Origin of the sequence: Acinetobacter sp. ANC 5378 (assembly GCF_013004315.1) — a bacterium.
In the GTDB taxonomy this organism is placed as follows: domain Bacteria; phylum Pseudomonadota; class Gammaproteobacteria; order Pseudomonadales; family Moraxellaceae; genus Acinetobacter.
On the sequence record NZ_JABERK010000039.1, the window covers coordinates 22,620 to 36,504 of the forward strand.

The 13,885-nt window shown below is 39.9% G+C and carries 14 protein-coding genes and 2 pseudogenes; 9 read left to right on the top strand and 7 right to left on the bottom strand.

From position 1 onward, the window contains the following. The first annotated feature begins 68 nt into the window (after positions 1-68). From rpsA to pyrF, 4 genes are all read left to right on the top strand, one after another. Positions 69-1,745, top strand: a complete 1,677-nt coding sequence (rpsA, locus tag HLH16_RS08525; RefSeq protein WP_131287985.1) for a 30S ribosomal protein S1 — start codon at positions 69-71, stop codon at positions 1,743-1,745. Between the two features lie 160 nt (positions 1,746-1,905). Then, positions 1,906-2,208: an integration host factor subunit beta gene (locus HLH16_RS08530; protein WP_067726064.1), complete on the top strand. Its 303-nt coding sequence runs from the start codon at positions 1,906-1,908 to the stop codon at positions 2,206-2,208. A 24-nt stretch (positions 2,209-2,232) separates the two neighbouring features. Next, positions 2,233-2,592 (top strand): lipopolysaccharide assembly protein LapA domain-containing protein, encoded by a 360-nt coding sequence (locus HLH16_RS08535; RefSeq protein WP_067726066.1) that lies wholly within the window; start codon positions 2,233-2,235, stop codon positions 2,590-2,592. A gap of 36 nt (positions 2,593-2,628) precedes the next feature. Continuing rightward, positions 2,629-3,309 carry an orotidine-5'-phosphate decarboxylase gene (gene pyrF / locus HLH16_RS08540; protein WP_171528996.1) on the top strand — a complete coding sequence of 227 codons (681 nt, stop codon included), beginning with the start codon at positions 2,629-2,631 and terminating at the stop codon, positions 3,307-3,309. A gap of 135 nt (positions 3,310-3,444) precedes the next feature. Here the strand turns inward: pyrF and HLH16_RS08545 are convergent, their stop codons facing one another. Both HLH16_RS08545 and HLH16_RS15755 read right to left on the bottom strand, forming a co-directional pair. Continuing rightward, positions 3,445-4,353, bottom strand: coding sequence for a LysO family transporter (locus tag HLH16_RS08545; protein WP_171529077.1), 909 nt, complete (start codon positions 4,351-4,353; stop codon positions 3,445-3,447). Between the two features lie 51 nt (positions 4,354-4,404). After that, a pseudogene (locus HLH16_RS15755) lies at positions 4,405-4,810 on the bottom strand (flavin-containing monooxygenase); the annotation flags it as partial. Positions 4,811-4,933: 123 nt separating this feature from the next. Between HLH16_RS15755 and HLH16_RS08550 the strand changes: the two are divergent. The 5 genes and pseudogenes from HLH16_RS08550 to HLH16_RS08570 all read left to right on the top strand — a co-directional run. Beyond that, positions 4,934-5,941 carry an AraC family transcriptional regulator gene (locus tag HLH16_RS08550; protein WP_171528997.1) on the top strand — a complete coding sequence of 336 codons (1,008 nt, stop codon included), beginning with the start codon at positions 4,934-4,936 and terminating at the stop codon, positions 5,939-5,941. An 89-nt stretch (positions 5,942-6,030) separates the two neighbouring features. Continuing rightward, positions 6,031-7,179 (top strand): cell division protein ZapE, encoded by a 1,149-nt coding sequence (gene zapE, locus HLH16_RS08555; RefSeq protein WP_171528998.1) that lies wholly within the window; start codon positions 6,031-6,033, stop codon positions 7,177-7,179. Between the two features lie 359 nt (positions 7,180-7,538). Continuing rightward, positions 7,539-9,704 carry a malate synthase G gene (locus tag HLH16_RS08560; protein ID WP_171528999.1) on the top strand — a complete coding sequence of 722 codons (2,166 nt, stop codon included), beginning with the start codon at positions 7,539-7,541 and terminating at the stop codon, positions 9,702-9,704. Between the two features lie 180 nt (positions 9,705-9,884). After that, positions 9,885-10,013: a hypothetical protein gene (locus tag HLH16_RS15860; RefSeq protein ID WP_284729912.1), complete on the top strand. Its 129-nt coding sequence runs from the start codon at positions 9,885-9,887 to the stop codon at positions 10,011-10,013. A 484-nt stretch (positions 10,014-10,497) separates the two neighbouring features. Next, positions 10,498-10,950, top strand: a pseudogene (locus HLH16_RS08570) (SOS response-associated peptidase family protein); the annotation flags it as partial. Positions 10,951-11,078: 128 nt separating this feature from the next. Here HLH16_RS08570 and HLH16_RS08575 read toward each other — a convergent pair. The 5 genes from HLH16_RS08575 to HLH16_RS08595 all read right to left on the bottom strand — a co-directional run bounded on the left by HLH16_RS08575 (position 11,079) and on the right by HLH16_RS08595 (position 13,874). Continuing rightward, positions 11,079-11,300 carry a hypothetical protein gene (locus HLH16_RS08575; protein ID WP_171529000.1) on the bottom strand — a complete coding sequence of 74 codons (222 nt, stop codon included), beginning with the start codon at positions 11,298-11,300 and terminating at the stop codon, positions 11,079-11,081. After that, positions 11,300-11,539: a hypothetical protein gene (locus HLH16_RS08580; RefSeq protein WP_171529001.1), complete on the bottom strand. Its 240-nt coding sequence runs from the start codon at positions 11,537-11,539 to the stop codon at positions 11,300-11,302. The genes HLH16_RS08575 and HLH16_RS08580 overlap by 1 nt, the downstream gene beginning before the upstream one ends. Then, positions 11,536-11,739, bottom strand: coding sequence for a hypothetical protein (locus tag HLH16_RS08585; RefSeq protein ID WP_171529002.1), 204 nt, complete (start codon positions 11,737-11,739; stop codon positions 11,536-11,538). The genes HLH16_RS08580 and HLH16_RS08585 overlap by 4 nt, the downstream gene beginning before the upstream one ends. Next, positions 11,736-12,038, bottom strand: a complete 303-nt coding sequence (locus tag HLH16_RS08590) for a phiTE_015 family protein (protein WP_502707643.1) — start codon at positions 12,036-12,038, stop codon at positions 11,736-11,738. Before HLH16_RS08590 ends, HLH16_RS08585 begins: the two co-directional genes overlap by 4 nt. 129 nt (positions 12,039-12,167) lie before the next feature. Next, complete coding sequence (locus tag HLH16_RS08595; protein ID WP_171529004.1) at positions 12,168-13,874, bottom strand: hypothetical protein; 1,707 nt, start codon at positions 13,872-13,874, stop codon at positions 12,168-12,170. Positions 13,875-13,885: the final 11 nt, after the last annotated feature.

The following is a 13,885-nucleotide window of genomic DNA, read 5'->3' on the forward strand; positions in this document are numbered from 1 at the left end:
GACTATGTGGAAGCTTTATTAAACCGGCCTTGTCTGATCCAAGACCGCTGAACTTTATCAGGTATATCATGACCGAATCTTTTGCAGCCCTCTTTGAAGAAAGCGAATTAAACCTCAACGTTGAAAAGGGTGCTGTCATCCAAGGCGTTGTCGTAAGCATCGACTCTGACTGGGTAACAGTTGACACTGGCCTTAAATCAGAAGGTATTGTTGACCGCGCTGAATTCTTAAACGACCAACGTGAACTTGAAGTTCAAGTTGGTGATACTGTTGATGTTGTTGTTGAAGCTCTTGACAACGGTATGGGTCAAACAGTTCTTTCACGCGAAAAAGCAAAACGCGCTGAAACTTGGACTAAACTTGAAAAAATCTTTGAAGACGGCGAAATCGTTACTGGTGTTATCTCTGGTAAGGTTAAAGGCGGTTTCACTGTTGACATCGGTCCAGTTCGTGCGTTCCTTCCAGGTTCTTTAGTTGATACTCGTCCTATTCGTGATACTACTCACTTAGAAGGCAAAGAGTTAGAATTTAAAGTAATCAAACTTGACGCTAAACGTAACAACGTTGTTGTTTCACGTCGTGCTGTTATGGAAGCTGAATCTTCAGCTGACCGTGAAGCTCTTCTTGCTCAGCTTGAAGAAGGTCAAACAGTTACAGGTACAATCAAGAACCTTACTGATTACGGCGCATTCGTTGACCTTGGCGGTATCGATGGTCTTCTTCACATCACTGACATGGCTTGGAAACGCATCAAGCACCCTTCAGAAGTTGTTGAAGTTGGTCAAGAAGTTACTGTTAAAGTACTTAAATTTGACCGTGAACGTAACCGCGTATCTTTAGGCCTTAAACAATTAGGCGAAGATCCATGGTTAGCGATCATGAACCGTTACCCTAAAGGTTCAATCGTTAAAGCGCGCGTAACTAACCTAACTGATTACGGTTGTTTCGCTGAAATTGCTGAAGGCGTTGAAGGTTTAGTACACGTTTCAGAAATGGATCACACGAACAAAAACATCCACCCATCTAAAGTTGTTCAGATTGGTGACGAAGTTGATGTTATGGTTCTTGAAGTTGATGAAGAACGTCGTCGTATTTCTCTTGGTATCAAACAAACTCGTGCTAACCCATGGGAAGAGTTTGCTAAAGACCACGACAAAGGCGAAAAAGTTTCTGGTACGATCAAATCTATCACTGACTTCGGTATCTTCATCGGTTTACCAGGTGGTATCGACGGTCTAGTTCACTTGTCTGATATTTCTTGGAACGAACAAGGCGAAGAAGCTATCCGTCGTTACAAGAAAGGTGACACTGTTGAAGCAGTTATCCTGTCTGTAGATGCTGAAGGCAACCGTATCAGCCTTGGTATCAAACAAATGAACAACGATCCGTTCAATGATTTCTTGGCGACTAACGAACGCGGTGCTTTGGTTAAAGGTACTGTGACTGCTGTTGATGCTAAAGGCGCAACTATTAAGTTAGCTGACGAAGTTGAAGCGTCTCTTAAAGCTTCTGAAATCAACCGCGATCGCGTTGAAGATGCAACTAAGTTCCTTGAAGTTGGTCAAGAAGTTGAAGCTAAAATCATCAACGTAGACCGCAAATCACGCTCTATCAACTTGTCTATCAAAGCGAAAGACGAAGCTGAAGAGAAAGAAGCCGTTGCTAACTTGAAAACAGCAACAACTACTTCAGAAAATGGTCCTAAGACTATTGGTGATTTGATCAAAGCTCAAATGGGCAACTAAGTAGGCGTTAAAATGTATTGTTAATGTAAATTAACTAATACTTTTTACACAAATACTGTAAACGGTAGCGTAGTATTAACTTATTGCGCTACCGTTTTGTATTTAAACACGTTATTATCGGATCATCTACAAAGTAGCTTGATAATTAAAGAGGTCGCAGATGACTACGGAAGCACTTAATAAGTCTGACTTAATAGAGCGAATTTCCCTTAAAAATCCACACTTAGCAGAGCCTTTAGTCGAAGAAGCTGTTAAAATTATGATTGATCAAATGATAGCCGCTTTATCATCGGATAATCGTATTGAAATTCGTGGTTTTGGCAGTTTTGCTTTGCATCACCGTGATCCACGTGTGGGGCGTAATCCTAAAACAGGAAAGTCTGTTGAAGTGGCTGCAAAAGCAGTTCCACACTTTAAACCTGGTAAGGCATTACGTGATGCAGTAAACGAATCTGCACAGTAATAAAGAATTCCAAAAGGGGTATTTATGCGTTACGTACTGGTCGCTTTGCTCATTGTCCTGTTTGGCTATTCATTGGCTTTAGTTTTACAAAATGGTACTGAGTTAAGCGTAGATCTGCTATTTACTCAAGTTCCTGCTATGCGTTTAGGCTTATTGTTGTTGCTCACTTTAGCTTTGGGTGTGGTATTGGGTTTATTGCTAGGTGTGCAAATTTTCCGAGTATTTCAAAATAATTGGGAAATTAAACGACTGCGTAAAGATATTGAATATCTCCGGAAAGAGCAAATTCAAACTGCCCAATTGGCTGCTGCTGAAGCTGCAGCTCATACTAGGCATGAAAAAACTGTATTAGATATTACCAACGAAAATAAAAGCCCATTATAATGGGCTTTCTTTTTGTCTGACTGAAGGTAAATTCTCTTGAGTATCATTGTTGCACTGGATGCTAAAAGCCAATATGACGCGTTAACCATTGCAGAGCAATTAGATCCTGCATTATGTCGAGTAAAAGTTGGTAAAGAGTTATTTACCCATGAAGGTCCAAGTGTAGTTAGAGCATTACACGACAAAGGTTTTGAGGTTTTTTTGGATTTAAAATTCCATGATATTCCAAATACAACGGCTCAAGCAGTATGTGCGGCGGCTGATCTTGGTGTTTGGATGGTGAATGTACACGCATCAGGTGGCCGTAAGATGATGGAAACCTGTGTGGAGCGCTTAAAAGCGGGGAATTACAACACTCAACTGATTGCTGTGACTGTGTTGACTTCAATGGGTCGTGAGGACTTAAAAGATATCGGTTTAGATATTGAACCATTTGAACAAGTAAAACGCCTGGCTAAGCTTACTCAAGATAGTGGTCTGGACGGTGTGGTCTGTTCTGCTCAAGAAGCCAAAATGCTCCGTGAAACATTAGGTCAGGATTTTGCTTTAGTCACTCCTGGTATTCGCCCGGCGGGTTCTAATGCAGATGATCAAAAACGTATTGTGACACCAAAGCAAGCGATGCTTGATGGTTCAACACATTTGGTGATTGGTCGTCCGATTACTCAATCAGAAAACCCAAGTCAAACCTTGCGTGATATTTTAGCGACAATTTAATCTGAATTTGATGTATTTAAAAGCCGACATTAAGTCGGCTTTTTTGTTTTAATACTTTTAAATCAACCCTAGCCCTCCTTTGAAAAAGGAGGGGGGAGAATCCCTACATGAAAATGAAGAATCTAGTCAGATTATTTATAAAGCTGCCAATACACTCACTGCAATTGGTGCAAGTACAGAAAGAATAAATCCACTGACCATGGCATGCGGAATAAACGCATTGCCACAGGCTTGTTTAACCATAGGTAAGGTGACATCCATTGCGGTTGCTGCAGCAGATGAAATGGCTGAGCGTGGATAACGCCAACCAATGCTATACATTAAAAGAATCGCAATAATTTCCCTAAATAAATCATTCATCAGTGCAATGCTGCCAAGCTCGGCATTTTTTAGTTCAGTCACCACAATGCCTGTCATGGAATAAAAACCATAACCTTGCGACAGCATAATCAGGTCTTTTAAGCTAATATCTTTCACAATTGCTGTGGTAAAAAAGGCACCCGCTAATGAACCGACAATACAACCGATCGGTACCAGCATAATTTTCCAGTTCAGCCATGAGCGGTCGAGTGGGGAATAAGCTAAATCTAAACCAATCAAGAACATGAAGATGAGCAGTAGATTCCATGTGCTCACATGCAGGCTATAATCAAAATGATTAAACATTTCTGCGAGTCCATACCCTAATGCAAGTGCAATAAAAGCATAACTAATGTTAAGCAGTGATTTAACCAATAACTCTGCGGATACTTTACCTTGTGTGGGTTGGTAGCCAATACTTTTAAACAAGATATAGCAGCAGAGAAAAGCACCCAGTGATGTTGCAATCGAGAGTGTCAGTGCATTGGATAAAATTTGCAGCGGACTGTTTATGCTGTGCAGTGTTTGAGAAAATTCAATCGCGATGGCAATTAGCAGTATATAAGTAAAATAGGGTAAAATTTTAAAGGCTAAACTTTCTAACCAGCGAGGAAGTTTACGTGCAAGAATGAATCCAAGGAATAAACAGAGAAGAAGCTGGATGATCAACCAGAACGATTGCATACAAAAAGTCGGCAGGTGAAAAGACACTTGCTTATTATGACCATTAAATATTTAGGCTGCACGAATTCCAGATGTTTTATTTAGCAAACGGTAATCAGCGGTATTAGGTTTTTTGGTTTTTAACCCATATTTCCATGTGTAGGTAGGTCAAAGTGCAAAGTTTTTACTCATCTTGCTGATACCAGTTCACACATCCAGATTGCCAAACTGTTCCCTTAAAAAGGCTTTGAACCTCTGCATTGAATTGATCCTGGACTTGGTCTTTCACCACAATTGTATGGCCATAGGTGTGTTTAACCCGCTGAATCAGTTGTCAGATGTAATGGGTCTGTGACTCAATCATAAAGATAACCGAGTTGTGCGCCAAAACGGTATTGAGTCCTAATCATTGGAATAAATTTGGAAAATGTTGGGTACAAATTCCATAAAAACTTTCTGCACCATCATGCCAAGCCTCTCATAAATCAAGATCATTTCTCCGGTACATTTAAATGATACAAAAAAATTGATAGATTCGGCAATTTGCAAGAGTGAAATTTTATAGTAAAAAATGGTCATATTCTTTTAATTAGAAAATGCTATGAAACGATCAATTCTTGGCTTGATGTATTTAATTCAAGGCATGCGTAAAGCTGGGATTGCAGTTGATCAAAAACTTCAAAGTATTGGGCTGCGTGCTGAGGCATTGGATCCAAGTTCAACTATTCATCCCAGTCTGGAATGGGATATTTTAAAAGTTATTGGGCAAGATGTTTCGCCTGAAAAAGGATTATTTATTGGGCAACATTATGCGCTTGCTGGGTATGGCCCTTTACTCATGTTGTTGGTCAGCAGTGAAAATGTCCGTACAGCTTGGGAACAAGGCATCCAGTATCAGTCTTTAACTCATCTAACTGGGGCTTTAAGCCTGAAATATACCGAGCGCAAAGTTGCTTTATGCTACGAGCCACAAGATTTAAACAGTGATCTTGGGTTGTTGCGCGCTCAATGTGAAATTTCAGGAACCTATAAGTTTATTCAAGATATTTATAAAATGATGGGCTTGCGCATGCCTCAAATTCGGATTGAATTACCCTTTGCGCAACCAAAAAACCAAGAGTTTTTAATGACCTATCATGATTACTATGGTTCAGAGTTACAGTTTGGTTCAAAGTGTGCAGAATTTTGGTTTGATAATACAGTACTGAATGTTCAGATTCCTTCTGCAGATAAAATGAGTTTTAAGATCTATGAAAGTAAATGTATTGCTGAATTAGAACGCTTAAGGATAGATGAACAAGTGCCATCTTTGGTGCAACGTGTGCAAGATTATTTAGAGTTACAGCAAGGAGTAATGCCAACGATGGCAGAAACGGCACAAGCTCTGCAAATTCCAGAACGAACCTTGCGCCATCAATTGCAGCAACTCCAAAGCAGTTATAAACAAATACGTGAAAAACTGATTAAAGATAAAGCATTAAGGCTAATAGAATATAAAGAGTATTCTATTGAAATGATTGCAGAGTTACTGGGCTATTCAGAGCCGGCGGCTTTTAATCATGCCTTTAAACGATGGTTTGGATACAGTCCACGCCAGTACTTTAAATAGCCTAAGTTTTTTATTAATGCCAAAGTGTTATATGTATTCCATCCCCAACTTCGCTATAATTTCAATAGCCTAAAATAGTATTCAATGATATGTCAGACTTAAATTCTAAGCACAGCACAGCCTTTATTCCTTTGTCACCTGCAGAACGTTATGCGCAAGCGATCTCTTCTGGTCAGTTCATGCCGGATGATGCACAGGCGCAAGCTGTCCATGAATTGGATCGTGTTTGGCAAGAACTGCTGCAGCGTTTTAAGGCATCAAAAAAAGCCTTTCGTCGTTTCCGTCGTCAAACATCTCCTAAAGGCGTGTATATGTGGGGCGGTGTAGGGCGCGGAAAAACCTGGTTGATGGATCAATTTTTTGATTCGATTCCTTTTCGCCGCAAAATGCGCATGCATTTCCATCATTTTATGCAGCATGTACATCGTGAATTGAATAAATTATCGGGACAGCGTAATCCACTTGAGTTGGTTGCTGACCAAATTTATCAACAGGCGGTAGTCATTTGTTTTGATGAATTCTTTGTATCGAATGTTACAGATGCGATGATTTTAAGCGAACTGTTCCAAAAATTATTTGAACGTGGGATCACACTGGTTGCCACATCGAATATTGCCCCAGATGGTCTGTATAAACATGGCATTCACCGTGACCGTTTTATCCCAACGATTGAGATGGTGAAAAAGAACTGTGTTGTGCTTAATGTGGATGCAGGCGTGGATTATCGTCTGCGTGTGCTCAAACAAGCACAATTGTTTAAATCTCCACTGACTCATGATCATAGAAACTGGCTCGCACAGCGTTTTACTGCGTTGACCCAAACTCAAAAAATTTCCCAAGAGCCGATTATTATCAATAACCGTATTGTGGAAACAGTTGGGCATACTGAAGATGTTTTATGGTGTGAATTTTCGGATTTGTGCTTTAAGCCACGTAGTCCAGCAGATTTTATTGAGATCGCCAATATTTACAATACCGTGCTGGTGAGTAATGTTCCACATTTAACCGACTATTTGTCGGAAGGCGCACGTCGTTTTATTTATCTGGTCGATGAATTTTATGATCGTGGGGTAAAATTGTTGTTGACCTCTGAAGATTCAATTATTGATATCTATCAAGGTGAAAAACTAGCCTTTGAAATTGAACGCACGCGTTCACGTTTACTGGAAATGCAGTCCGATGAGTATCTGAATGCAGAGCATAAACAAATCCAGAAAACAGAATCCCAAGCGAATTAAAATCAAGCGCCAGAAATGGCGCTTTTTTTTTGCGAGAAAATGTGTATTTAGTCGACATTTAAGGCTGGTCATTGTTTAATCTTTGTTCTATAACTATACCAATGTCGGTTTTAAGTACCGTTTTAGCTATAAATCTGCACTTAAGTCTAATTTCGACATTTCAAAAACTTTATAAACTGTAAAAAGGTATTCAAGTTGATGATGACATCGCAGTTGTGAGTGGTATTTTATTTAATAATGTACATATTCATTTTATAAAAAATGATCACTATTTAGCATTGTGATAGTACTATTCAGCTAGATTTAAATCGGTATACTAGAATCTCTTGTTATAAAAAGTAGCAATATCAGGAAAGACAATGACTGCACGTATTCAAAAAGGCAAGTTAGCGATTGCTAAAGAACTTTACGATTTCATCGAAAATGAAGCATTACCAGGTTCTGGTTTAGACAGCGAAACATACTGGAAAAACTTCGAGCAAGTCGTTGTTGATCTTAGTCCTAAGAATAAGGCGCTTTTAGCTAAGCGTGATGATCTTCAGGCTAAAATTGATGAATGGCACCGCAACAACAAATTTGAATTAGAAGCTTACAAAGCTTTCCTTACAGAAATTGGCTACTTATTACCAGAAGTAGAAGATTTCAAAATCAGCACAGAAAATGTCGACGAAGAAATCGCACTTTTAGCTGGTCCACAACTTGTAGTACCTGTACGTAATGCACGTTATTGCTTGAACGCGGCAAATGCGCGTTGGGGTTCTTTATACGATGCACTTTACGGTTTCGACGTGATCCCTGAAGAAGGTGGCGCGGAAAAAGGTAAGGGCTATAACCCAGTCCGTGGCGAAAAAGTCATTGCATTCGCGAAAAATTTCTTAAATGAAACTTTCCCGTTGGTCAATGGTTCGCATGCAGATGCAACAAAATACACAGTAGAGCACAATGCACTGGTTGTGACTTTAAAAGATGGTTCTACCACCACTTTAGTGCATCAAGCACAATTCGTTGGTTATAACGGCGAAGCTGCTGCACCGACTGAAATCGTATTTAAAAATAATGGATTGCATGTAATTGTTGAAATTGATGCAAGCAGCACGATTGGTCAAACAGATGCAGCTGGTGTTAAAGATTTAGTACTTGAAGCTGCTGTAACCACCATTCAGGATTTAGAAGATTCGATTGCTGCAGTTGATGCAGAAGAAAAAGTAGAAGGCTACCGTAACTGGCTAGGCTTAATGCGCGGTACTTTGGAAGAATCAATCGAGAAAAATGGTAAAATTGTTACTCGTACATTGAACAAAGATCGCACACATAAAAACCTGATTGGTGGCGTGACATCTATTCACGGTCGTTCACTCATGTTACTTCGTAATGTTGGACACTTGATGACCAATCCAGCCATCCTTGTAGATGGTGCGGAAATTTATGAAGGCATCATGGATGCTTTGGTTACACCATTGTTGACTTTCGCAGACATCAAGGGTGAAAACGAAATCAAGAACTCGCGTAAAGGTTCTATGTATATCGTTAAACCAAAAATGCATGGCCCTGAAGAAGTTGCTTTTGCAGTTGAACTGTTTGAGCGTGCTGAACAAGCATTAGGTTTGCCGGCTAAAACGCTTAAAATCGGTATCATGGATGAAGAACGTCGTACATCTGTAAACTTGAAAAACTGTATCGCTCAAGCGAAAGATCGTACCATCTTTATTAACACGGGCTTCATGGATCGTACCGGTGATGAAATCCATACCTTCATGGAAGCTGGTCCTTTCGTTCGTAAAGGTGAGGTGAAATCTCAAATCTGGTTCCCGGCTTATGAGAACCGTAACGTGATGATCGGTCTTCAGGCTGGTTTACGTGGTAAGGCGCAAATTGGTAAAGGCATGTGGCCAAAACCAGATATGTTGCTCGACATGTACAAAACCAAAACTGAACATCCAGAAGCGGGTGCAAGCTGTGCATGGGTTCCTTCACCGACAGGTGCGGTCATCCACGCGATTCACTACCATCAAATTAATGTAGCAAACCGTCAGCAAGAATTGTTGGCTACTGAAGCATTATCACTTGATGATTTGTTGACTCCGCCATTGGCTAAAGACACCAACTGGTCTGAAGAAGAGAAAACCAAAGAACTTGAAAATAACTGTCAGGGTATCCTAGGTTATGTGGTTCGTTGGGTAGATTTGGGTGTAGGTTGTTCTAAAGTTCTTGATATCAACAACGTTGGTTTGATGGAAGACCGTGCAACTTTACGTATTTCTTCTCAACACGTTGCAAACTGGTTACGTCACGGTATCGTAACGCGTGAGCAAGTTGAAGAAGTGATGCAGCGTATGGCGAAAATTGTGGATGAGCAAAATGCTAACGATCCACTTTATACGCCAATGTCTACTGACTTTGAAAACAACATTGCTTTCCAGGCCGCTTCTGACTTGATCTTTAAAGGCGGTGAACAACCATCGGGTTATACAGAGCCTCTATTGCATGCAGCACGTTTGAAATTAAAAGGTTATACAGGTGATTAATCCTGTGAACTGAATAAAAAAGCCTCCTTGTGAGGCTTTTTTTGTATATGATCGGCACATAATAATGGAGTATAAATCATGTATTTTTGGCTTACCGATCAACTGGATGATTTAAAATAAAACAGCATCACCCAAGCCGATTTTAAAAATTATTATCTTGTCAGCGGTATTTTGATTTTATTGAGCTTTTTTGCTTTAAGTCAGACTGGTGTTGAGGAACTTAAAATCAGTTTGGCTGGATTTGTTATTAATTTAGGTTTATTGGTCAGTTGGATCAATGCTGATTTTAAAGCCAATGGCGGTGAATAAGGTCATGCATTCTTAAATCGCTTCATTGCACTGTATTTACCGATTACCATCAAAATTACTATTTTTGCCATTGTGGTAATGATCTGTTTTGAACTGATTTTTAACGTTTTTAAAGGTCAGTTTGATGAAGTTTAACTTGCGCATATCGATGCGATTAAAAGTGCTGTGGTGGACATAGCAACTTCATTTTTAATCTACTGGCGTATATATGTTGCCATCAAAAAAGTGAACAGCTGATTTTGATCAGCGAATCATAAAATCCCGCTTCGTGATATCGCTCCCAGTTCTTCTTCTTGATTACACTGGCTGATCAAGCTAATGCTGCATTTAGCGATAAGAAAAACTCTAGGTTAGACTGTTTTAATGGAGAATGGATTCTAGGAGTTTCGATTTACACATTGGCTGACGATTCCTAACGACCTAACACAGTCACATTAATACAGTTAAGGATATAATCGAATAAGTTTAATTTAATGCCTATACTATGTGTGCAAACTTCAAACCATTGACTCTCAAACAATTGCAGGATTTAAAGCTACAGGATATTCCTTTTGAGTATCCGGAAGAAGTCTATCCGGGTTATGACTTGCCTTTATTGTTTAAATCACAACAAGGTCTTGAGTGGCGTAAAGTGATGTTTGGTCTCGTGCCGAAATGGGCAGAAGATAAAACAATTGCATCTAAAACTTATAACGCCCGCAATGAGACCCTGATTCAGAAACCTACTTTTAATAATGCTGTGATGAAATATAAATTTGGTGTCATTCCAGTGGCTGAGTTCTATGAGTCCAAATATTTTGATCATAAGCCACAACGTTGGGGTGTGCGTCGGAAAGATGGTCAAGCTATTTTTATTGCAGCACTTTATGAAATCTGTAAGATCGGGGATGAAGTGGTTCGTTCAGCCACCATGATTACGATGGATGCAAGTCATCATCATTAATATAAGTAATTGTTTTTAAATTATAATTATTATTTTAACTGCTTTATTACTCACAATATTACTCACATTTAGTTTTATTGTGAAAAAAAGGCCGCTAAATGCGACCTGTTTTTAATGCTTGTTCATGCATCTAGTGAGCCAATATTATCACTATCTGGATTCACAATACACTCCAAAACATAGCTGTTCAGCCAATAGTTTTTTCGCCCATCCTTCATCGGTGATTTAATCCGACCATCATTAATTCGGGCATAAAGCTCCTTTTCTGAAATATTCATTCTCAAAGCAAACTCAGCAGTAGAGATGCGACGTTCAGTATTCGTTAAATCAATTGCAACTCCCATTAAGACACCTCCTTCAAGCTTTTCATAACCGAACCCGATAAAATCGATTTGTGATTAATTTCTAAAATCTCATCAAGACTTACAAAAAATGGAACACCATCAACCAGATCATTGCCAACAATTGTGTTTGGGCCATCAATACGTCGAACAATCCCGGTCACCACAATTACTTGACCTAAAAAGTTTTCAAATTGAGCCTTGATTGTGTCGCCAATTTTTACAACAGGTCTCTCAATCATGACTTAGCTCCCAAGCTAATTTCAAAAGGTAACTTCACATCAACACTTGCTTCCTCGTTACGCATCCAGTAATCCACAGCAATGTGATAAATAGCCGATACCTGTTCAGCAGTAAGCGTTTTGACTGTGCCGGTTTTACAGATCACGAAAGGAGCAAGCTCATCAGCAAAGTCTTTTGCGATTTCGAGTATTTCAGTCATTGGCTGGCTCCTGTTAACCCTTCAATTTTTTCAGCAAGCAGATTTGCATCAACAACCACGTAATCTTCACCGTCATTTTTTGCACTGAATGACCATGCAGCTACCCATGATTGCAGTTCATTACCAATAGTGATTACTTCCGGCACCGCTTGAGCTTTGGCTGCTTGCCATACATGCCACGCAACCTGCATGTCCCATGCCATATAGTCACCGTCGCTATTGATGCAAACTCGTTGATCCACGGTGTTTTTATAGCGATCCGCCATGTAAGCCTCAAACGCTTTTCTTTGAATATCCATCACGCCACCTTATTCACTAATATTGCCAAAATCCCAATCACCACCAAAAACCCTAATCCAAAAACAACTTCTTTCATTTGTTATTCCTCGAAAGGACCACGCCCAAAGAGTGTGGCCACATTGGATTTATTACCCGAAAAGTTCTGCTTCGCGTTTCTGTGCTGCCAGATCTAAACGCTGTCTGTCTTTATCAGATAGTTCTTCACACATTGGGTCTGAATATTCAGCGTTAATATCATCTTGATTTTTAGCAGCTGCAATACGTTTGATCGCTCCATCAATCCAAGGTTCTTCGACCACATCGGCAAACATGTCTTGCTGATCTTCTAAGAGCTTTTTACGTGCCGCATAATCCTGAAGGATTTCGCCCATGTCATCATTGGTTAGCTTTAATTTGTACTCACGAACCGTTTGTGCAATTTCTTTTAAAGCTTCAACGTTAGGGGCATTGGCAATCTGATTTTTTAATCCATCTTTGGCCATTTGGCTTTTGATTGGATCAGCAGCCGGAGACTCTTCTTTCTGAGCAACTAATTTTTCAGCTTCCTTTTGTAGTCTTTGCAATTCATTAACACTTAATTGTTCCGGTGCTGGATCTACTGGTGCGTTCTCTGCCGGTGCATATTTGTCATACATCTGCTGAACATTGACTGCTAGATATTTCTTATCGGCTTCTGATAAATCAAAACTAGACTCAATTTGAGATTCAATTGCCGCAACTTCACGTTCACTTTTTGCATTATTTAATGCTTTGGCAAACGACTTTTTAAGTTCTGCTGAGGTCGGCTTTTTCGCTTGAACTTCCTTCACTTCTTTTACTGGTGGGGCTTCCTCATGTTGAGGTTCAGGCTTTTTTGCAGAAGCTTCCGCAGCAGGTTGGAATTTTTTAACCTGGGCGCTGATCATTTTTAAAAGTTCTTCACGCTTAGCATCATCAGAAAGCATTAATACTTTGCTTTCCATCTCATCAAGTGCAGCAGGGGATTTCACACCAAGAATTTCACGTTTTAACTGGTTAGCATCAGCCTGTTCTAAAAGCGATTGATCCGGTGTAACGTCAATGATGCGGTCTTTTTCTTCTTCCACAGAGCGCAAGCCCATAAGCAATTCAGGTGCATAGACACGCCCAAAGAATGAAGCAGCACGATAGCGAAGCATTTGTTCTGGCATGGTTTTCCATTTGCTGCCATTTTTCATGTACCAGCCTTCTTTTACTGCCATCTCAACACTGATCTTTGAAGATTCAACAAGTGGAATGCCATACGCTTTACAGCATTTATAAACTCCACCATGTTCTTTTAATTCTTCCAAAGAGAAGTTTGGAATTTCGGTACCGCTTTCAATCGCCCAGGCAACACAAGTAGAGTTTTCGACTTTTAAAGTTTTAGCCACCACGTTTTTACGGCCATTACTCCAGGCAGTTTCTTGATACTCGACTTCAACTTCACCAAGGTTTTCAACTTCAAAACGCAATGATGAGAAGCGACCACAGCTATTAATAGAGGCCATGATGAACTGAGATGACCAAGATGGACGACCTTCAATCAAGTAAAGGTTTTGCATGATCATGAGCGGATCAGCACCCATACGGTTAGCCATGTTCAAGGCAACGATACAGTTTGATAATCCATTCGGGTTCGGCTCATCACGGAATTGCATATTGCCGTAGTTATCTTTGCCAACTTTCACTTTGGTGATAGCGCGGTACTGTTCTGGTACCAGGGTTGAATTAGACAACATGTTTGCAACACGTTGAGAAAATTCAAACGATTCAACATTTAAAAAACCAACAGAAGAAGCTTGTGGTGCAGCAGTGATTTGAGTTTGAGCGTTCATAATAAATATTC